Genomic DNA, 17,608 nt, shown 5'->3' on the forward strand with positions numbered 1-17,608 from the left:
TTGCAGAATTTCGCGCGGCTAATGAGAGGCTTTACCGCAGGGGCGGTCGAGGGTTGTCATTAGTCGCGAGGATGCAGCTGGAGATTGGTAATCAATGGCGGGCTACAGATAGCCTTGCCCCGAAGTTAAGGACTTTGATTTTGCTGAATCCGATCGTACGCAAATTCCAATATGGTCAACATACCGTCACGCTGGAAACCGGCATGATGGCGCGCCAGGCGACTGCTGCTGTTATGGTGAGCATGGACGATACCGCAGTGTTCGTCACTGTCGTCGGCCAGAAAAAAACTAAACCCGGTCAGGACTTCTTCCCACTGACCGTGAACTATCAGGAGCGTACCTACGCTGCTGGTCGTATCCCAGGCAGCTTCTTCCGTCGTGAAGGCCGCCCAAGCGAAGGCGAAACGCTGATTGCGCGTCTGATTGACCGCCCGATTCGTCCGCTGTTCCCGGAAGGTTTCGTTAACGAAGTTCAGGTCATTGCGACCGTGGTTTCTGTAAACCCACAGGTTCATCCTGACATCGTTGCTATGATCGGTGCTTCTGCCGCGCTGTCACTCTCGGGTCTGCCGTTCAATGGCCCAATCGGTTCTGCGCGTGTTGGTTACATCAACGATCAATACGTTCTGAACCCGACAGCGGATGAGCTGAAACAGTCTCGTCTGGACCTGGTGGTTGCCGGTACGCAGAATGCCGTTCTGATGGTGGAATCTGAAGCTGAGATCCTGTCAGAAGAGCAGATGCTGGGCGCTGTGGTCTTTGGCCACGATCAGCAGCAGGTGGTTATTGAAAACATCAACGCGCTGGTTGCTGAAGCGGGCAAACCACGCTGGGACTGGCAGCCAGAAGCCGCCAACACCCCACTGATTTCACGCGTTGCTGCACTGGCAGAAGCGCGCATCAGCGATGCTTACCGCATCACCGACAAGCAGGAGCGTTACACGCAGGTTGGCGTCATCAAAGACGAAACCATTGCGGCGCTGCTGGCTGAAGATGAGACGCTGGATAGCGCTGAAATCAGCGACATCGTCCATAGCCTGGAAAAGAACGTTGTTCGTACCCGTATCCTGAACGGCGAGCCGCGTATCGATGGCCGCGAAAAGGATATGATCCGTGGTCTGGACGTGCGTACTGGCGTGCTGCCACGAACTCACGGTTCATCCCTGTTCACCCGTGGTGAAACGCAGGCGCTGGTAACAGCAACGCTGGGTACCACCCGCGATGCGCAGAACCTGGATGAGCTGATGGGCGAGCGCACTGACAGCTTCCTGTTCCACTACAACTTCCCTCCGTACTCTGTCGGTGAAACCGGCATGGTCGGTTCGCCGAAGCGTCGTGAAATTGGTCACGGCCGTCTGGCGAAACGCGGTGTGTTAGCGGTTATGCCGAAAGCGGAAGATTTCCCTTACACCGTGCGTGTGGTGTCTGAAATCACCGAATCTAATGGCTCCTCTTCAATGGCTTCTGTCTGCGGTGCCTCACTGGCGCTGATGGATGCGGGTGTGCCAATCAAAGCCGCTGTTGCAGGTATTGCAATGGGTCTGGTGAAAGAAGATGAGAAGTTTGTTGTTCTGTCTGACATCCTGGGCGACGAAGATCACCTGGGCGACATGGACTTCAAAGTGGCCGGTAGCCGTGAAGGTATCACCGCGCTGCAGATGGACATCAAAATCGAAGGCATCACGCGTGAAATCATGCAGGAAGCGCTGAACCAGGCTAAGGGTGCGCGTCTGCACATCCTGGGCGTTATGGAACAGGCTATCAGCACGCCACGTACTGAGATTTCTGAATTCGCACCGCGCATTTACACCATCAAGATCAGCTCTGACAAGATCAAAGATGTGATTGGTAAAGGCGGCTCAGTGATCCGTGCACTGACCGAAGAGACTGGCACAACGATCGAAATCGAAGATGACGGCACCGTGAAAATCGCTGCGACCGATGGTCTGAAAGCGAAAGAAGCGATCCGTCGTATCGAAGAGATTACCGCAGAGATCGAGGTGGGCCGCATTTACAGTGGTAAAGTGACCCGTATCGTTGACTTCGGTGCCTTCGTCGCCATCGGCGGTGGTAAAGAAGGTCTGGTTCACATTTCGCAAATCGCCGATAAGCGCGTTGAGAAAGTGACTGACTATCTGCAGATGGGTCAGGAAGTGCCGGTGAAGGTGATGGAAGTTGATCGCCAGGGCCGCGTACGTCTGAGCATCAAAGAAGCGACAGAATCTAAGCCGCAGGCTGAAGAAGCTGCAGCGGTGACCACACCTGCCGCTGAATAAGTCGTTGCTGATTTGCCCCTCTTTGCCTGGCAGAGAGGGGCGTTTGTGTCATCGCGAGGGCGGGAATCCTTGTGCACAGCAGGCGGATGACAGGATGGTTATCCCAATGTTTGTATTCGGGAGTGGGAAATGAAGCCTTTTCTGCGCTGGTGTTTTGTTGCGACAGCTTTAACGCTGGCAGGATGCAGCAACTCCAATTGGCGTAAGAACGAAGTTCTTGCAGTGCCGTTACAGCCCACACTGCAGCAGGAAGTGATACTGGCGCGCATGGAACAAATACTTGCCAGTCGCGCTCTCACCGATGATGAACGCGCACAGCTGTTATATGAGCGCGGAGTGTTGTATGATAGTTTAGGTCTGCGGGCATTAGCGCGGAACGATTTTTCGCAAGCGCTGTCTATAAGACCAGATATGCCTGAAGTGTTTAACTACTTAGGCATATATTTAACGCAGGCGGGCAACTTTGATGCCGCCTATGAAGCGTTCGATTCTGTACTTGAGCTTGATCCAACTTACAACTATGCGCATTTAAACCGTGGTATCGCCCTCTATTACGGCGGTCGATACAAGTTAGCGCAAGATGATCTGCTGGCGTTTTATCAAGACGATCCTAACGATCCTTTCCGCAGTCTGTGGCTCTATCTGGCTGAACGTGAGATGGATGCCGACAAGGCAAAAGTCGCGCTTCAACAGCGTCATGACAAAGCGGTCAGAGACCAATGGGGATGGAATATTGTCGAGTTCTACCTTGGAGATATCAACGAGAAAACGTTGATGGAAAGTCTCAAGGCGGACGCAACGGATAACACCTCGCTCGCTGAACATCTCAGTGAAACCAACTTCTATTTAGGTAAGTACTACCTAAGTCTGGGGGAGAAGGACGACGCGAAAGCGTTGTTCAAACTGGCGGTGGCCAACAACGTCAATAACTTTGTTGAACACCGATACGCATTGTTGGAACTGGCGCAACTCGGCCAGGCACAAGACGATTTATCAGAATCTGACCAGCAATAGCTGACGAACTAAATTTGCCCGTAACACCTGTAAAGTCATCATCTTCAGGGATGAGGGCTTTTCTGTTCGTCAAAACTTCTAATTTGAGCCGGTTCACACTTTTTGATGAAAATGACTGAAAGTTTTCACGACGAGTTATGTAGACTGGCCGCCGCAATCTAAGAGGCACGTGTACTACATGACTGATATTCAAACCACTTTTGCTGACCTTGGCCTGAACGCCGACATCCTTGAATCACTGAATGGCATGGGCTACGTAAAGCCTTCCCCAATCCAGGCTGAGTGTATTCCTCACCTGCTGGCGGGCCGTGACGTGTTAGGTATGGCGCAGACCGGGAGTGGTAAAACTGCGGCGTTCTCTCTGCCGCTGTTAAACAACATTGACCCTTCTGTAAAAGCACCTCAGATCCTGGTGCTGGCACCGACCCGCGAGCTGGCGGTTCAGGTTGCTGAAGCTGTCACCGAATTCTCTAAACACATGCGTGGCCTGAACGTGGTTGCCCTGTACGGCGGCCAGCGTTATGACGTGCAGCTGCGTGCACTGCGTCAGGGACCACAGGTTGTTGTGGGTACGCCTGGCCGTCTGCTGGACCACCTGAAACGCGGCACGTTAGACCTTTCTAACCTGCGCGGCCTGGTGCTGGACGAAGCGGACGAAATGCTGCGTATGGGCTTCATCGAAGACGTTGAAACCATCATGGCGCAGATCCCGGAAGGTCATCAGACCGCTCTGTTCTCTGCCACCATGCCAGAAGCGATTCGTCGCATCACGAAACGCTTCATGAAAGATCCACAGGAAGTGCGTATTCAGTCAAGCCTGACCACGCGTCCTGACATCAGCCAGAGCTACTGGACCGCTTACGGTCGTAAAACTGACGCACTGGTTCGCTTCCTGGAAGCGGAAGATTTTGATGCGGCGATTATCTTCGTACGTACCAAAAACGCGACCCTGGAAGTTGCAGAAGCGCTGGAGCGCAGTGGCTACAACAGCGCCGCGCTGAACGGTGACATGAACCAGGCACTGCGTGAGCAGACGCTGGAGCGCCTGAAAGATGGTCGTCTCGACATCCTGATTGCGACTGACGTTGCGGCCCGTGGCCTGGACGTTGAGCGTATCAGCCTGGTTGTTAACTACGACATCCCGATGGATGCAGAATCTTACGTTCACCGTATCGGCCGTACCGGTCGTGCCGGTCGTGCTGGCCGCGCGCTGCTGTTCGTCGAGAACCGCGAGCGTCGTCTGCTGCGCAACATCGAACGTACAATGAAGCTGACTATTCCGGAAGTTGAACTGCCAAACGCAGAACTGCTGGGTCAGCGTCGTCTGGCGAAGTTTGCCGCGAAAGTTCAGCAGCAGCTGGAAAGCAGCGATCTGGATCAGTACCGTGCTCTGCTGACTAAAATGCAGCCAGAAGACGAACTGGATCTGGAAACGCTGGCCGCGGCACTGCTGAAGATGGCACAGGGCGAACGTCCTCTGATTCTGCCACCGGAAGCGCCACGTCCGCCACGTCGTGAATACCGCGATCGTGACGATCGTGATGGCCGTCGTGACAGCCGCGAAGCGCGTGGTCCACGTGACAGCCGCGATGGCGACCGTCCACGTCGCGAACGTCGTGACGTTGGCGAGATGCAGCTCTACCGCATCGAAGTGGGTCGCGATGATGGTGTTGAAGTTCGTCACATCGTTGGCGCGATCGCTAACGAAGGCGACATCAGCAGCCGTTACATCGGTAACATCAAGCTGTTCGGTAACCACTCGACTATCGAGCTGCCGAAAGGCATGCCAGGCGACGTGCTGCAGCACTTCACCCGTACACGTATTCTGAACAAGCCGATGAATATGCAGTTACTGGGTGATGCTCAGCCAAACGAAGGTCGTGGTGACCGTCGTCCGGCCGGTGGCGATCGTCGCAATGGCCCAGGCGCTGGCAACCGTGAAGGTGGTCGTCGCTTCTCTTCTGAGCGCCGTGACGGTGGTCGTGAAGGCGGTCGCAGCTTTAACCGCGAAGGCGGCCGTGGTCCACGTCGTGAAGATGGCGCAGCCGCACCACGTCGTCGTGACGCATAACGACCTCATGTCGTAACAAAAAGGGAAGCCACTGGCTTCCCTTTTTTTATGCCGATCAGGCTCCGCCGCTGATGATGACGCGCTCGCCGCTGACCCAGGCGGACTCCTCCGAGGCCAGAAACAGCGCCACCTGTGCCACATCTTCCGGCAGACCAAAGCGCCCCAGCGGCGTGGCGGCCAGCAGTTGCGCTTTAAGCTGCGGGCTCATCCTCTTCGCCGCCAGCAATCCCTCTGTCAGAATCATTCCCGGTGCCAGGGCGTTAACCCGAATGTTTCTGGCACCCAGTTCGCGTGCCAGCCCCTGTGTCAGGGTATCTACCGCGCCCTTGGTCGCCGCCCAGAGCACGGAACCCGGCGTGCTGTTCTGGCTGCTCAGGGCGCTGAGGTTGATAAGGATGCCGCCGTGGGCAGGAAAGTGATGAATCGCCTGCTGACAGACCCGCAGCGTGCCAAGCAGGTTAACGTTGATCTGCTGCTGCATCTCCTCCTGGGTCAGCGCCTCAAAAGCGCCGTGATGAAAGCGGCCCGCGCTATTCACCACGATGTCTGGCGCGCCGAAACAGGCGACGGTGGTTGCAAACAGCCGTTCCACGTCCTGCTGCACAGAGATATCCGCCTGCACCGCCACCGCGTCACTGCCCAGGGCAAGAATGTCGCTGACCACGTCAGCCGCACCCACCTCGTCCTGTTGATAATTGACGATTACCCGTGCGCCCGCCGTCGCAAAGGCGATGGCGATAGCAGCACCAATGCCTTTTGATGCTCCCGTTACCAGCGCGATTTTATTCTGTAGTGCCTTCATTATCCTGATCTCCGCCGTAATGATTGCGTTGACAGACTATGCGCGCCGCTGACCCATCCGGGTAGCGCAATCCTGCAAGCTTTTTGCCCGATCCTGCAAAAGTGTCGCTGCGACACAGGCATGGCGCACCGGCTCAGGTAATATCGGCTGAGATGATGAAGGGAGATGACCCGGTGACAGAGAATGATACGTGGCAGGCGCTGGCCCGGTTGATTGCGCGGCATGCGCCGGAGGATGGACGGCACGCGAGTGCTATTGACTACCTGTTCTTTGGTCGCAGCTCCGCACCAACGAAGCCCGTGCACTTTGCCCAATGGGCCAGTTTCGCGCTGGTCGCACAGGGCAGCAAGGCGCTGCACATCGGTGATGAGGTGCTGCATTATGGCCCGGGCGATCTGCTGCTGGTGACGCTGGATATGCCGGTGCGCGCCTGCGTCACGGTCGCCACGCCGGAAAAACCTAACCTGGGGATTGGCATCGCCATCAATGAATCCCGGCTGATGCGCTACCTCGACCAGTTTCCCCCGACGCTGTCACCCGCCACGGCCCGCAACGAACGCGGCATTACCGTGCATAAGATGTCGCCGTGGCTGGTGGAGGCGGTAACGCGGCTGGTGCGGCTGCTTGACCATCCTGAGGATATCCCGGCGCTCGCCCCGCTGATCGAGCAGGAGATTTTCTACCGGCTGCTGACCGGACCGGAAGGGTCGCGCATTCTGAATATGGCGCTGGCTGAGCGGCCGGGTAACCGGGTGGCGCAGGCGGCCCGCTGGCTGCGGGAGAATTTTCATCAGCCGCTGAAGATTGACCAGCTCGCCAGCAGTGTCGGCATGAGCATCTCTTCGCTGCATCATCACTTCAAAGCGGTCACGGCAATGACGCCGATGCAGTATCAGAAACAGCTGCGGCTGAATGAGGCGCGACGGCTGATGATGGTGGAAAAGCTGGATGCCGGGACGGCAGGCTATCGGGTAGGGTATCAGAGTGCGTCACAGTTCAGCCGGGAGTATCGCCGCCTCTACGGGCAGTCCCCGGCCAGGGACAGTCGTCAGCTGGCGGTGAGCGCGGAAACTGCGCCCCCACCGCAAAACTGACTAGAGGCTTTTGGCGGCCTCCATCGCAATGGCGAAGGAGCGCAGGCGCGCCGCGGAGTCAAAAATCTGGCCGTTGACCATGATCTCATCCGCCTGAGTTTCACGCATCAGTGACGCCAGCCCGTGACGCACCTTATCCCCATCGCCGACCAGCGACATGCTGAGCGCCTGCTGAACCCCATACTGCTCTGACGGTGACCAGAGGTTATCCATGTTCTCAACCGGCGCCGGTAACGGGCCCGGTTTGCCGCGGCGCAGGTTGATAAACTGCTGCTGCTGCGAGGTAAACAGGAAGCGTGCCTCACGCTCGCTGTCAGCGGCGACCACGTTGATGCAGACCATGGCATACGGCTTGTCGAGTCGCGCCGAGGGCTGGAAGTTTTCGCGGTAGACGTGCAGCGCCTGGAACAGCTGATCCGGCGCAAAATGTGAGGCAAAGGCAAACGGCAGACCCATCCGGGCTGACAGTTGCGCACTGTAGAGGCTGGAGCCGAGCAGCCAGACCGGGATCTTCAGGCCGAGGCCCGGGACCGGTTGTACCGGCGGCTGTGCATCCGCTTCCGCATCAAACCAGTTAATCAGTTCAGCCACATCTTCAGGAAAGGTGTCGGCGTGCATGCTGGCCTGATGACGACGCAGCGCCATCATCGTGCGCTGGTCAGAGCCGGGCGCACGACCCAGGCCGAGATCGATACGGCCGGGATAGAGAGAAGCCAGTGTGCCAAACTGCTCGGCAATCACCAGCGGCGCATGGTTAGGCAGCATAATGCCGCCCGATCCCAGCTGCAGCGTCTCGGTATTGGCCGCCAGATAGCCGATCAGCACCGACGTCGCAGCACTGGCAATCCCCGTCATGTTGTGATGTTCAGCCAGCCAGTAGCGTTGGTAGCCCAGTTTTTCAGCCTGACGCGCCAGCGCCAGCGAATTGTGGAACGCATCCCGCGCGGTCGCACCCTGAGGGATCGGCGCGAGATCCAGCACGGACAGGCGAAGAGGTTTTTTATCAGACATGACTACTCCCGTTGTATGGCGCAGGCATTAAAGTCTGCATCATTTAGTATTACGCATCATTCCTTATATTAAAACTGCTAACCTCAGCAGGAATATAGCCGGTATGTGCTTTTACTCAGGATGCCAGCGTCATACCCGCCAGTTTGCGCCAGTAACCATTGCAATCGCAGCCTTTCGCGACCATTAACGGAGCCTGACCATTCTCATTGGCCCGGAAACGGTCTATCTCTGCCAGCGTGGTGCTGTCCTGCGGAGAGAGCCGGACGCAGTCGACCCACTCCCGCATCCCCGCCAGATCGTTCCCCAGGTTGTAACAGTAGCCGCTCATGGTCTGAATGCCGTTGAGCACGAACACCGGCTGCCCCTCCTGCGAGCTGACGCGGCGGCCTGTCGGATAGTTGATGCAGCAGGTTTCGCAATCATCCTTCGCGCGGTTTTCCGAGCGGGCGGTAAAGCAGCGTGCCGAGAGCGCCAGCGGCAGATGACCGTAGCCCATTACCTCCACCTCAAACTGCTGCCGGATACCGCGCGTTTCGCACTGTCCCAGCAGCTGCAGCAGCCAGTCGCGTGACATCTCAACCGGCATACACCAGCGCGTCATTCCCTCCCTGACCAGCAGTTGCAGGGTGTCAGCGTTGTAGACGTTCAGCGTCGGGCCTGCCACAAAGGGCAGGTGGCGCTCAGCGGCCATGTTAACCGTGCCGATATCATTCGCTTCAATCAGGAACTCGCCGTTTTCGACATAACGCTGCAGCTCTTTCAGTTCAGAGGGGGACTGCAGCAGCGCCAGGGTGCTCAGCACCACCTGTTTGCCGCTGGCCGCGACGTCACGGGCCATCTCCATCCAGCGGCCATAAGGCGTCGCGCGGCGTTTACTGCACACCGCTTCGCCGAGGTAAATAATCTCCGCGCTACTGCGGGCAGCCTGCTGGTAAAACTCTTCCAGCGTGGGGGTTGACCAGTACCAGAGCACCGGCCCGATGGCATATTGCATCATGACTCCTTATTGCCATTCACGGTGATAAGCACCCAGCGTGGTTTGTGTACCTTCAGAGAGATCGCCCAGCGTCTGCATCCACCTGGGCGCCACCTCAAACTGTTCCGGCTGGGCCTGACAGCGATCGATCGCCTGACGCCAGACGCGCGCGACATCAGCAACATAGGCGGGGCTGCGCTGGCGACCCTCGATCTTGACCGAGGCGACCCCGGCCCGCAGCAGCTCCGGCAGCAGCTCCAGCGTGTTCAGGCTGGTGGGCTCTTCCAGCACGTGATAACGCTGGCCGCTGACCTCGTACCGTCCTTTGCACAGGGTCGGGTACCCCGCGCTTTCATCCGCCGCGTAGCGATCGATCAGCACTTCGTTCAGGCGGGATTCCATGCCCTGCGGCGTCTGCTGCCAGCGCACAAATTTCGCCGGAGAACAGGCGCCGGCGCTGTTAGGCGACTCACCGGTCAGCCACGAGGAGAGGTAGCAGCGGCCTTCCGCCATAATGCACAGGCTGCCAAACGCGAACACCTCCAGCGGCACCGGCGTGCTGCGCGCCAGCTGCTTTACCTGATGCAGAGAGAGCACCCGCGGCAGCACCACACGCTGCAGGTTAAAGTGGCGATGATAAAAGCGAATCGCCTCCAGATTGGTGGCTGACGCCTGCACGGAGAGATGGCGCTCCACCTGGGGATAGTGCGTTGCCGCATACTCCAGGGTAGCGATATCGGCGAGGATCAGCGCGTCGGCCCCGTTCTGCGCCGCCACATCAATGGCCCGCTGCCAGCGTCCCATGCCGTCCGGATGGGCGAAGGTATTGATTGCCACATGCAGTTTGCGGCGATGCTGATGCAGATAGCGAGCCGCTTCGGCCAGCTTTTTGTCGGTGAAGTTCAGGCCCGCGAAGTGGCGGGCGTTGGTGTCATCTTTCAGCCCCACATAGACCGCATCCGCGCCATTCTCGACGGCGGTGCGCACTGCGGGCAGGTTGCCTGCCGGGCAGAGCAGTTCCATAGGTGTTCCTCTCAACATGCAGATGGGCGTCGAGTCTAGGCATCTGCGCCGGGAGGCGTATTGATTTGGGGCAGTGAATTTTCCGTTCCTCCCCACCGGCGCGGCTTTTTTTCCTCCCGGGAGCGCGATTTTTATTGATCCCGGATGAGGTGTGTCGAAACGGATATGGCAATATACGTAAAATTTTCTGAAGGGAGGGACAAAAGTGTTAAAGCGGATTCATGCCCATTTTGTAAAAAAGGCTCCGGAAATCTTAGGCTTACCCGCAGCGCTTACCCCATTCCCGGTCAAGAAGCGGCTTCTGCAACAACTCTTAAACTGGCAATTTCGTCATGCTTTATCTGAAGGTGAGTTAGACTTTCTGGAAGGTCGCCTGCTGGGTATCGGGATTGCCGATCTCAATCTGCAATGGATTACCACGCTGCAGGACGGCCGGCTGGTGGTATTGCAACAGTCCGAAGCGGATGTCTGGTTTCGGGGCAATGCCAATGATTTGTTGCTGGTGGCAGCACGTAAAGCAGATCCCGACATGCTCTTCTTTCAACGCCGTCTGGTGATTGAAGGGGACACTGAACTGGGACTTGAGGTGAAGAACGTAATGGATGCTATTGAACCCGAGGCTATGCCCACCGCGTTACGCACGGCAATTCAGCAGATGGCGGCCTTTGTCGACGCCGGGATGAAACAGGACGCGAAGGCCGGACAGGCACGCGCAGGTGCCCTATGCTGATCCGTAGCGAAATTGGCGTGGATGCCGCAGGCATCGACACGCTGCTCAGACGCTGTTTCACGTCGCCCGCCGAGGCGGAACTGACGCAGTCGCTGCGCGAAGATGGCCTGTTAACCTTAGGCGTGGTCGCCACTGATGATGAGGGACAGGTGCTGGGTTATGCTGCATTCAGTCCGGTCAGCGTTAAAGGTGAAGATCGTGGCTGGGTGGCGCTGGCCCCGCTGGCGGTGGATGAGACGCTGCGCGGGCAGGGCATTGCCAGCAAACTGATTTATGAAGGACTGGATACCCTCAACGAGTTCGGTTACAGCGCGGTGGTCGTGCTGGGCGATCCGGCATTCTTCAGCCGCTTTGGCTTTGAACCGGCGGCCCGCGTCGGCCTGCACAGCCGCTGGCCGGACAGCGAGGCGACGTTCCAGGTCTATCGCCTGGCAGAGACGGCGTTTGAGGGCGCAGACGGGGAGATCGACTTCGCCGAGCCCTTTAATCGCCTGCTGTAATACCCAGCCAGCTCTCCAGGCTGACCGGCTGACCCGCCACTAACTGGAGTTTCTGCTGACGGGTCAGCTGCTTGACCTGATACTCCAGTCTGGAGGCGCTGGCACGGTCACCTGCATCACAGTGAAACACCAGCGCCAGTGGACCTTTGCCGCGCAACGCGCGGGCGCCGCGTCCGGTCTGGTGCTGATCAAACCGGCGCATCACATCCGTGGTGATGCCGGTGTACAGGCTCCCTTTCGCCGTACGGACGATGTAGAGTTGCCACTGCTGACTCATTCGCAATCATTTCCCAAAAAAAAGGTGCCGGGCAGTGTAGCGCGCTTCACGCTCCGGTGCATCGCCAGGAGTTTACCTTGTCCGATCACGCCCATCTGGTTCGCTATCTCCGAAAGCAACATGTGCTTTCTCTCTGCTCTGCCGCCGACGATCAACTCTGGTGCGCTAACTGCTACTACGTCTTCGATGAAGCGCGCATGGTGTTCTGGATTATGACCGAGCCCGACACCCGTCACGGGGCGTTGATGCTGAAGAATCCGCAGGTCGCGGGCACCGTCAATGGCCAGCCCAGAAGCGTGCTGCTGATAAAAGGGGTGCAGTATCGTGGCCGGATTGTGCGGCTGGAGGAGGAAACGGAGAAGGTCGCCAGAGCCGCCTATCAGAAACGGTTTCCGGTGTCGCGCAAAGTCTCAGCACCGCTGTGGGAGATTCAGCTTGATGAGGTGAAGATGACCGACAATGCGCTGGGATTTGGTAAGAAGATCAGCTGGCGGCGGGAAAGCTGAAACGCCCTTTTCAGCGAAAAGGGCGCAACGGATTTACAGCGCTTCGAGGATACGCAGAGATTCGCGATTGAAGGCGGGTAAATCGGCCGGGGTGCGGCTGGTCACCAGCTTATCGCCGTCAACCACCACTTCCTTATCATGGAAGTCGGCACCGGCGTTGATCAGGTCGATGGCAACGGCTTTTACGGTTGTCATCTTGCGACCACGCACGCCGTTGGCGCTGATCAGCAGCTGGGGTCCGTGGCAGATAGCAAAGATAGGCTTGCCGCTGGCGACGAACTCTTTGGTGAAGGCGACAAAGCGGTCATCGCCACGCAGCGAATCCGGCGAGTGACCGCCTGGCAGCAGCAGCGCATCAAACTCAGCCGGGCTGACGTCGTCAATGCTGCGATCGATGGTCACTTCGGCTTCGCCTTTTTTGCCTTTTACGACATTTCCGGCCTGGTTCTCAATAGTCACTACCTCAAACCCGGCGCGTTTGTAGACCTCAGCAGGTGACGTAAATTCTGAGTCTTCAAATTCATCGGTAATCAAAACCGCAACTTTCTTGCTCATTTTGTTTCCTCCTTAAAGCAGTGGAGCGCGAGGCGCGCTTTCCGGATCAGGATTTAAGCCTGGCCGCTATGGGCGAGAACGCAAGCCAGACCGTTAAGATCAGCTATCTTTTAAGCTGTCAGCAGTGAAATAAGGATGAATCTGAGATGAATCGCGTATTACTGACCGGAGCCACCGGCTTAGTCGGGTCGCATCTGCTGCGCTTACTGATTGAGGATCCGCGCGTCGATGAGATCATCGCGCCAACCCGTCGTCCGCTGCCTGTCCTGCGTAAGGTCGTCAACCCGGTGGAGGACGATCTGACCGATGTACTCGGGCCGTTGCACTCTTCGCTGGATACGGTGTTCTGCTGTCTGGGCACCACGCGCCGGCAGGCGGGCAGCAAAGCGGCGTTTATTCACGTCGATTACACCCTGGTGGTGGACAGCGGATTGAGCGGACTGCGGCTGGGGGCAAAACAGATGCTGGTGGTGAGCGCCCACGGTGCCAGCCGTCACTCACCTTTCCTGTACAATCGCGTGAAAGGCGAAATGGAAAACGCATTGCGCCATCAGGGCTGGCCGCACCTGACGCTGGTACGGCCTTCGTTACTGCTGGGCGAGCGGGCGCAGACGCGTCCGGGGGAACGCCTGATGGCCCCGTTATTTTCTCTGCTGCCGGGTCACTGGCGGGCGGTGAGCGCACGTGACGTGGCCCGCTGTCTGCATCAGCAGGCGTTCACCCCGGCGGGCGAAAGCGTCACTATCATTGAGTCGGGCGACATCCCGCGTCACTCAGCGTAACTGCCAGAGGATCTGATTGCGGCTGCCGCGCCAGGGCAGCGAGGCATCCTTCTCCTCTTCGACAAAACGGCCATCAATCAGCACGTCGAGATAGATCAGCACGGCGCGCTGCGCGGCATTCAGCTCCTGCATCCGGTAACCGGTCCAGAGCCAGATATCTTTACCGGGACAGCTCTGGCGCACCCGCTTCACCAGACGGCGAATGTGCGGCACGTTGTGCGGATGCAGCGGATCGCCGCCGCTCAGCGACAATCCCTGACGCGGAATGCGCGTGTCCTGCAAATCCGCCAGCAGCTGCTCCTCCATCGCCAGCGTAAAAGGCACGCCGGAGTCGGTTCGCCAGGTACTCTGGTTGTAGCAGCCGCGACACTGATGTTCACAACCGGCGACAAACAGCGTGCAGCGGGTGCCGGGGCCATTCACGATATCCACATCGTAGTAGCGATGGATATGCATCATCCCAGCGGTCCTTCTGCCAGATGTTTCACCCGGCGCTGCACTTCCTGCTGTTTTCCGGCGTTAAAAGGCCGCGCATCCGGGCTGCCGAGATAGCCGCAGACCCGCCGGGTGACGGAGACGCGCGCCGGATCGTGGTTGCCGCACTGCGGACAGGTAAAGCCGCGGCTGGTACAGGTAAACTCACCGTTGAAGCCGCAGTCATAGCACTCATCAATCGGGGTGTTGGTGCCGTAGTAGGGCACGCGGTCGTAGCTGTAGTCCCAGACATCCTCCAGCGCCCTGAGGTTGTGCTGCACGTTCGGGTATTCGCCGTAACAGATGAATCCGCCATTCGCCAGCGGTGGATAGGGCGCTTCAAAGTCGATTTTATCGTAGGGATTCACCTTCTTCTCAACGTCGAGATGGAAGCTGTTGGTGTAGTAGCCCTTGTCCGTCACGCCCGCCACCAGACCAAACTGCGCCGCGTCCAGACGGCAGAAGCGGTCACAGAGATTCTCACTCGGCGTGCTGTAGAGGCTGAAGCCGTAATGGGTTTCGGCTTTCCAGCGATCGGTGGCAGCGCGCAGATAGGCGATGATCTCCACCCCTTTGGCGCGCAGCGCCGCGTCATCATAGGGGTGCTTCTGGCCGCCGCTGAGGGCATTCAGGGTTTCATGCAGGCCGATGTAGCCCAGCGACAGGGAGGCGCGGCCATTGCGGAAAATCGGCCCCACCTCATCATCGGCGTTGAGCCGGACACCGCAGGCCCCTTCCATGTAGAGGATGGGGGCCACGCGCGCTTTGGTTTTCTCCAGTCGCGCCACCCGCGTCATCAGCGCCCGCTTCGCCAGCAGCAGACGCGCATCCAGCAGTTGCCAGAAGCGCGCTTCATCGCCGCCCGCTTCCAGCGCGATGCGCGGCAGATTGAGGCTGATCACCCCGATATTGTTGCGGCCCTCATGGATCTGTTCGCCGTTCTCTTCGTAGACGCCAAGAAAACTGCGGCAGCCCATCGGGGTTTTAAACGAGCCGGTGACTTTCACCACCTGATCGTAGTTGAGGATGTCGGGATACATCCGTTTGCTGGCACACTCCAGTGCCAGCTGTTTGATGTCATAGTTAACGTCGCCTGCACGCCGGTTAACGCCTTCGCGAATGGTGAACACCAGTTTGGGAAAGACGGCGGTTTTACGGTTTTTACCGAGTCCGGCCAGGCGGTTGCGCAGAATCGACTGCTGGATCAGGCGGGCTGCCCAGTCCGTTCCCAGACCAAAACCAAAGGTGACAAACGGGGTCTGTCCGTTGGCGGTGTGCAGGGTATTCACCTCATACTCCAGCGACTGAAAGGCGTCATAGCACTCTTTGTCGGTGCGCTGGCGCGCATACGCTTCTGCCTGCGGGATCTGCCACTGTTCCGCGATCGCCAGATGCCGGGCATAGCTCTGCTTAACAAACGGCGCCAGTACCTCATCGATGCGATTGATGGTGGTGCCGCCGTAAATGTGGCTGGCGACCTGCGCGATGATCTGGGCCGTCACGGCGGTGGCGGTGGCGATCGATTTGGGCGGCTCGATCTCGGCATTGCCCATTTTGAAACCGTTGGTCAGCATGCCTTTAAGATCGATCAGCATGCAGTTGAACATCGGGAAGAAGGGGGAGTAGTCGAGATCGTGGTAGTGGATCTCGCCGCGCTCGTGCGCCAGCACCACATCGCGCGGCAGGATCTGCTGCTGCGCATAGTGCTTCGCCACGATCCCGGCCAGCAGGTCGCGCTGCGTCGGGATCACTTTGCTGTCTTTGTTGGCATTCTCATTCAGCAGCGCGGCGTTGGTCTGATCGACCAGCCCGCGAATGGCGTGATGCAACTGGCTCTGCCGATCGCGGGCCACATCGCGATCGTGACGGTATTCAATATAGGCGCGAGCCAGTTGCGGCCAGGGGCCCGCCATCAGCGTCTCTTCGACTGCGCACTGAATCTCACCGATATCCACTTCCGGACGATTGGCCAGCTGCGCCGCGACGCGCTCAGCGACCTGCGCGCACCAGGCGCTGTCATCGACCTTTACGGCCCGTGCCGCCGCCAATACCGCATGCTCAATACGCTGCGCATCGAAGCCTGTCCGGCACCCATCACGTTTGATTACCACCGTCGCCATTTCTCTCTCCATGAACCACATATTGGGGTTCTGGGAATTCTATTCCCTACATGTAGTGATTTCCGGAAATTAATGCGCGCGGTTTTGACCTGAAACAAAGAAGGCTCTACATAGTGGATCGTGCTGGCGGGTATAAAAAGAGAGGGTAGGTTATCGTCAGGCGCGGGGGAGCGGCGGGGAGCGCGGATGCGCCGGACCCGCCGCCGTGACGTCAGGCGGGGCCGCTTACCGAATGGCGGCGCACCAGCGTCGGGCTGAACATATGGGTGACTTCCGGCAGCGGCTGGTCGTTGGCCAGCGCCAGCGCCAGCTGAGCCGCCTGCTGCGCCATGGTGACAATCGGATAGCGCACGGTGGTGAGGCGCGGACGCACATAGCGCGACACCAGCACATCATCGAAGCCAATCAGCGACATCTCTTCCGGCACGCGCACGCCGTTGTCGCTCAGCACCGCCAGCGCGCCTGCCGCCATGGAGTCGTTGTAGCAGGCGACAGCGGTAAAGTTCCTGCCGCGCCCTAACAGTTCTGTCATCGCCTGCTCACCGCCCACCTCATCCGGTTCGCCCCAGGTGACCAGCCGATCGCTGCAGGGCAGGCCATGCTCCTTCAGCGCATCGTAGTAGCCCTGCAGGCGATCTTCGGCATCAGAGATGGTGTGGGTCGAACAGATAAAAGCGATATTCTGGTGGCCAAGCTGGATGAGATGGCGGGTCGCCAGCCAGGCGCCGTAGCGGTCGTCGAGCGCAATACAGCGCTTTTCAAAGCCTTTTATCAGCCGGTTCAGCAGCACCATACCGGGCACCTGCTTCATCAGCACTTCCAGCTCCGCATCGGGAATTTTCTTGGCGTGAACCACCAGCGCCGCACAGCGGTGGCGCATCAGCTGTTCAATTGCCTGCCGCTCTTTTTGCTCATTATGGTAACCGTTACCAATCAGCAGAAAGTTACCGGTGTCGCCTGCGACCTCATCCACGGCTTTCACCATGGCGCCAAAAAAGGGGTCGGAGACGTCGCCCACAATCAGACCCAGCGTTTCGGTCGATTGCTGCGCCAGCGCGCGTGCGTTGGCATTCGGGTGATACTGAAGCTGCTCCATCGCCTGGCCTACGGCCTGTCGGGAGCTGTCGCTGGCTTTGGGAGAATTATTGATTACACGGGAGACTGTGGCGACAGAAACGCCAGCCAGTCGCGCAACATCCTTTATGGTAGCCATGCGTTGACCTGTCCGGGGGAAAACGTTTACACATCGCATCAGTGTTACGGAAAAGGGCAGACACATCAACCCGACAGAATGCCAGCGTCGTCGCAAAAAGGGGCAAAATCGGACCCGCAGGCACATCTTCTGCTGAGAGGCCGCCCCATGTTATGCTCCCTGTCCCCCCTGGCTACCGTGAAAA

General features: G+C 58.4%; 18 protein-coding genes. 9 read left to right on the forward strand and 9 right to left on the reverse strand.

Annotation, left to right across the window (positions count from 1 at the left end):
* Positions 1 to 140 precede the first annotated feature (140 nt).
* From pnp to AC6I7A_RS02165, 4 genes are all read left to right on the forward strand, one after another.
* Positions 141 to 2,276 (forward strand): polyribonucleotide nucleotidyltransferase, encoded by a 2,136-nt coding sequence (gene pnp, locus AC6I7A_RS02150; RefSeq protein ID WP_058957631.1) that lies wholly within the window; start codon positions 141 to 143, stop codon positions 2,274 to 2,276.
* A 129-nt stretch (positions 2,277 to 2,405) separates the two neighbouring features.
* Positions 2,406 to 3,290, forward strand: coding sequence for a lipoprotein NlpI (gene nlpI / locus AC6I7A_RS02155; protein WP_009092404.1), 885 nt, complete (start codon positions 2,406 to 2,408; stop codon positions 3,288 to 3,290).
* Positions 3,291 to 3,395: 105 nt separating this feature from the next.
* Positions 3,396 to 3,452 carry a protein YrbN gene (yrbN, locus tag AC6I7A_RS02160; RefSeq protein ID WP_098053093.1) on the forward strand — a complete coding sequence of 19 codons (57 nt, stop codon included), beginning with the start codon at positions 3,396 to 3,398 and terminating at the stop codon, positions 3,450 to 3,452.
* A gap of 16 nt (positions 3,453 to 3,468) precedes the next feature.
* Positions 3,469 to 5,361, forward strand: a complete 1,893-nt coding sequence (locus tag AC6I7A_RS02165; RefSeq protein ID WP_009092402.1) for a DEAD/DEAH family ATP-dependent RNA helicase — start codon at positions 3,469 to 3,471, stop codon at positions 5,359 to 5,361.
* Between the two features lie 55 nt (positions 5,362 to 5,416).
* On the opposite strand, the gene AC6I7A_RS02170 is transcribed toward AC6I7A_RS02165, so the two are convergent.
* Complete coding sequence (locus AC6I7A_RS02170) at positions 5,417 to 6,163, reverse strand: SDR family NAD(P)-dependent oxidoreductase (RefSeq protein ID WP_058957630.1); 747 nt, start codon at positions 6,161 to 6,163, stop codon at positions 5,417 to 5,419.
* Positions 6,164 to 6,336: 173 nt separating this feature from the next.
* Here AC6I7A_RS02170 and AC6I7A_RS02175 point away from each other — a divergent pair, with 173 nt between their 5' ends.
* Positions 6,337 to 7,257, forward strand: a complete 921-nt coding sequence (locus tag AC6I7A_RS02175; RefSeq protein ID WP_185155355.1) for an AraC family transcriptional regulator — start codon at positions 6,337 to 6,339, stop codon at positions 7,255 to 7,257.
* On the opposite strand, the gene AC6I7A_RS02180 is transcribed toward AC6I7A_RS02175, so the two are convergent.
* The 3 genes from AC6I7A_RS02180 to ubiU all read right to left on the reverse strand — a co-directional run bounded on the left by AC6I7A_RS02180 (position 7,258) and on the right by ubiU (position 10,267).
* Complete coding sequence (locus tag AC6I7A_RS02180) at positions 7,258 to 8,268, reverse strand: luciferase-like monooxygenase (protein ID WP_058957629.1); 1,011 nt, start codon at positions 8,266 to 8,268, stop codon at positions 7,258 to 7,260.
* Positions 8,269 to 8,383: 115 nt separating this feature from the next.
* Positions 8,384 to 9,262, reverse strand: coding sequence for a U32 family peptidase (locus AC6I7A_RS02185; protein ID WP_058957628.1), 879 nt, complete (start codon positions 9,260 to 9,262; stop codon positions 8,384 to 8,386).
* A gap of 9 nt (positions 9,263 to 9,271) precedes the next feature.
* The gene (ubiU, locus tag AC6I7A_RS02190; RefSeq protein ID WP_058957627.1) at positions 9,272 to 10,267 is read right to left on the reverse strand and encodes a ubiquinone anaerobic biosynthesis protein UbiU; all 996 of its coding nucleotides are present in this window, start codon (positions 10,265 to 10,267) and stop codon (positions 9,272 to 9,274) included.
* Positions 10,268 to 10,472: 205 nt separating this feature from the next.
* On the opposite strand from ubiU, the gene ubiT reads away from it, so the two are divergent.
* Together ubiT and AC6I7A_RS02200 are read left to right on the forward strand one after the other, a co-directional pair.
* Positions 10,473 to 10,997, forward strand: coding sequence for a ubiquinone anaerobic biosynthesis accessory factor UbiT (gene ubiT / locus AC6I7A_RS02195; RefSeq protein WP_058957626.1), 525 nt, complete (start codon positions 10,473 to 10,475; stop codon positions 10,995 to 10,997).
* Positions 10,991 to 11,497, forward strand: a complete 507-nt coding sequence (locus AC6I7A_RS02200; protein WP_009092394.1) for a GNAT family N-acetyltransferase — start codon at positions 10,991 to 10,993, stop codon at positions 11,495 to 11,497. Before ubiT ends, AC6I7A_RS02200 begins: the two co-directional genes overlap by 7 nt.
* Here AC6I7A_RS02200 and AC6I7A_RS02205 read toward each other — a convergent pair.
* Positions 11,481 to 11,774, reverse strand: a complete 294-nt coding sequence (locus AC6I7A_RS02205) for a GIY-YIG nuclease family protein (protein WP_009092393.1) — start codon at positions 11,772 to 11,774, stop codon at positions 11,481 to 11,483. The two genes, AC6I7A_RS02200 and AC6I7A_RS02205, sit on opposite strands and share 17 nt — an antisense overlap.
* A 77-nt stretch (positions 11,775 to 11,851) precedes the next feature.
* Between AC6I7A_RS02205 and AC6I7A_RS02210 the strand changes: the two genes are divergently transcribed.
* Positions 11,852 to 12,280 (forward strand): YhbP family protein, encoded by a 429-nt coding sequence (locus tag AC6I7A_RS02210; RefSeq protein WP_058957625.1) that lies wholly within the window; start codon positions 11,852 to 11,854, stop codon positions 12,278 to 12,280.
* A 33-nt stretch (positions 12,281 to 12,313) separates the two neighbouring features.
* Here the strand turns inward: AC6I7A_RS02210 and AC6I7A_RS02215 are convergent, their stop codons facing one another.
* Positions 12,314 to 12,835, reverse strand: coding sequence for a type 1 glutamine amidotransferase domain-containing protein (locus tag AC6I7A_RS02215; protein WP_009092391.1), 522 nt, complete (start codon positions 12,833 to 12,835; stop codon positions 12,314 to 12,316).
* Positions 12,836 to 12,981: 146 nt separating this feature from the next.
* On the opposite strand from AC6I7A_RS02215, the gene AC6I7A_RS02220 reads away from it, so the two are divergent.
* On the forward strand, positions 12,982 to 13,617 hold the full coding sequence (locus AC6I7A_RS02220) for an NAD-dependent epimerase/dehydratase family protein (protein ID WP_058957624.1): 636 nt from the start codon (positions 12,982 to 12,984) through the stop codon (positions 13,615 to 13,617).
* On the opposite strand, the gene nrdG is transcribed toward AC6I7A_RS02220, so the two are convergent.
* The 3 genes from nrdG to galR all read right to left on the reverse strand — a co-directional run bounded on the left by nrdG (position 13,609) and on the right by galR (position 17,424).
* Complete coding sequence (gene nrdG / locus AC6I7A_RS02225) at positions 13,609 to 14,076, reverse strand: anaerobic ribonucleoside-triphosphate reductase-activating protein (protein ID WP_046101097.1); 468 nt, start codon at positions 14,074 to 14,076, stop codon at positions 13,609 to 13,611. The two genes, AC6I7A_RS02220 and nrdG, sit on opposite strands and share 9 nt — an antisense overlap.
* On the reverse strand, positions 14,073 to 16,211 hold the full coding sequence (gene nrdD / locus AC6I7A_RS02230) for an anaerobic ribonucleoside-triphosphate reductase (RefSeq protein WP_009092387.1): 2,139 nt from the start codon (positions 16,209 to 16,211) through the stop codon (positions 14,073 to 14,075). Before nrdD ends, nrdG begins: the two co-directional genes overlap by 4 nt.
* 211 nt (positions 16,212 to 16,422) lie before the next feature.
* Complete coding sequence (galR, locus tag AC6I7A_RS02235; RefSeq protein ID WP_009092386.1) at positions 16,423 to 17,424, reverse strand: HTH-type transcriptional regulator GalR; 1,002 nt, start codon at positions 17,422 to 17,424, stop codon at positions 16,423 to 16,425.
* Positions 17,425 to 17,608: the final 184 nt, after the last annotated feature.

Source organism: Type-F symbiont of Plautia stali, assembly GCF_059731105.1.

What these genes read in the sequence shown, in the direction of transcription:
- nlpI (WP_009092404.1), top strand. Translation starts at nt 2,406, where the DNA reads ATGAAGCCTTTTCTGCGCTGGTGTTTTGTTGCGACAGCTTTAACGCTG.
- AC6I7A_RS02165 (WP_009092402.1), top strand. Translation starts at nt 3,469, where the DNA reads ATGACTGATATTCAAACCACTTTTGCTGACCTTGGCCTGAACGCCGAC.
- AC6I7A_RS02170 (WP_058957630.1), bottom strand. Translation starts at nt 6,163, where the DNA reads ATGAAGGCACTACAGAATAAAATCGCGCTGGTAACGGGAGCATCAAAA.
- AC6I7A_RS02180 (WP_058957629.1), bottom strand. Translation starts at nt 8,268, where the DNA reads ATGTCTGATAAAAAACCTCTTCGCCTGTCCGTGCTGGATCTCGCGCCG.
- AC6I7A_RS02185 (WP_058957628.1), bottom strand. Translation starts at nt 9,262, where the DNA reads ATGCAATATGCCATCGGGCCGGTGCTCTGGTACTGGTCAACCCCCACG.
- ubiU (WP_058957627.1), bottom strand. Translation starts at nt 10,267, where the DNA reads ATGGAACTGCTCTGCCCGGCAGGCAACCTGCCCGCAGTGCGCACCGCC.
- AC6I7A_RS02200 (WP_009092394.1), top strand. Translation starts at nt 10,991, where the DNA reads ATGCTGATCCGTAGCGAAATTGGCGTGGATGCCGCAGGCATCGACACG.
- AC6I7A_RS02205 (WP_009092393.1), bottom strand. Translation starts at nt 11,774, where the DNA reads ATGAGTCAGCAGTGGCAACTCTACATCGTCCGTACGGCGAAAGGGAGC.
- AC6I7A_RS02215 (WP_009092391.1), bottom strand. Translation starts at nt 12,835, where the DNA reads ATGAGCAAGAAAGTTGCGGTTTTGATTACCGATGAATTTGAAGACTCA.
- AC6I7A_RS02220 (WP_058957624.1), top strand. Translation starts at nt 12,982, where the DNA reads ATGAATCGCGTATTACTGACCGGAGCCACCGGCTTAGTCGGGTCGCAT.
- nrdG (WP_046101097.1), bottom strand. Translation starts at nt 14,076, where the DNA reads ATGATGCATATCCATCGCTACTACGATGTGGATATCGTGAATGGCCCC.
- nrdD (WP_009092387.1), bottom strand. Translation starts at nt 16,211, where the DNA reads ATGGCGACGGTGGTAATCAAACGTGATGGGTGCCGGACAGGCTTCGAT.
- galR (WP_009092386.1), bottom strand. Translation starts at nt 17,424, where the DNA reads ATGGCTACCATAAAGGATGTTGCGCGACTGGCTGGCGTTTCTGTCGCC.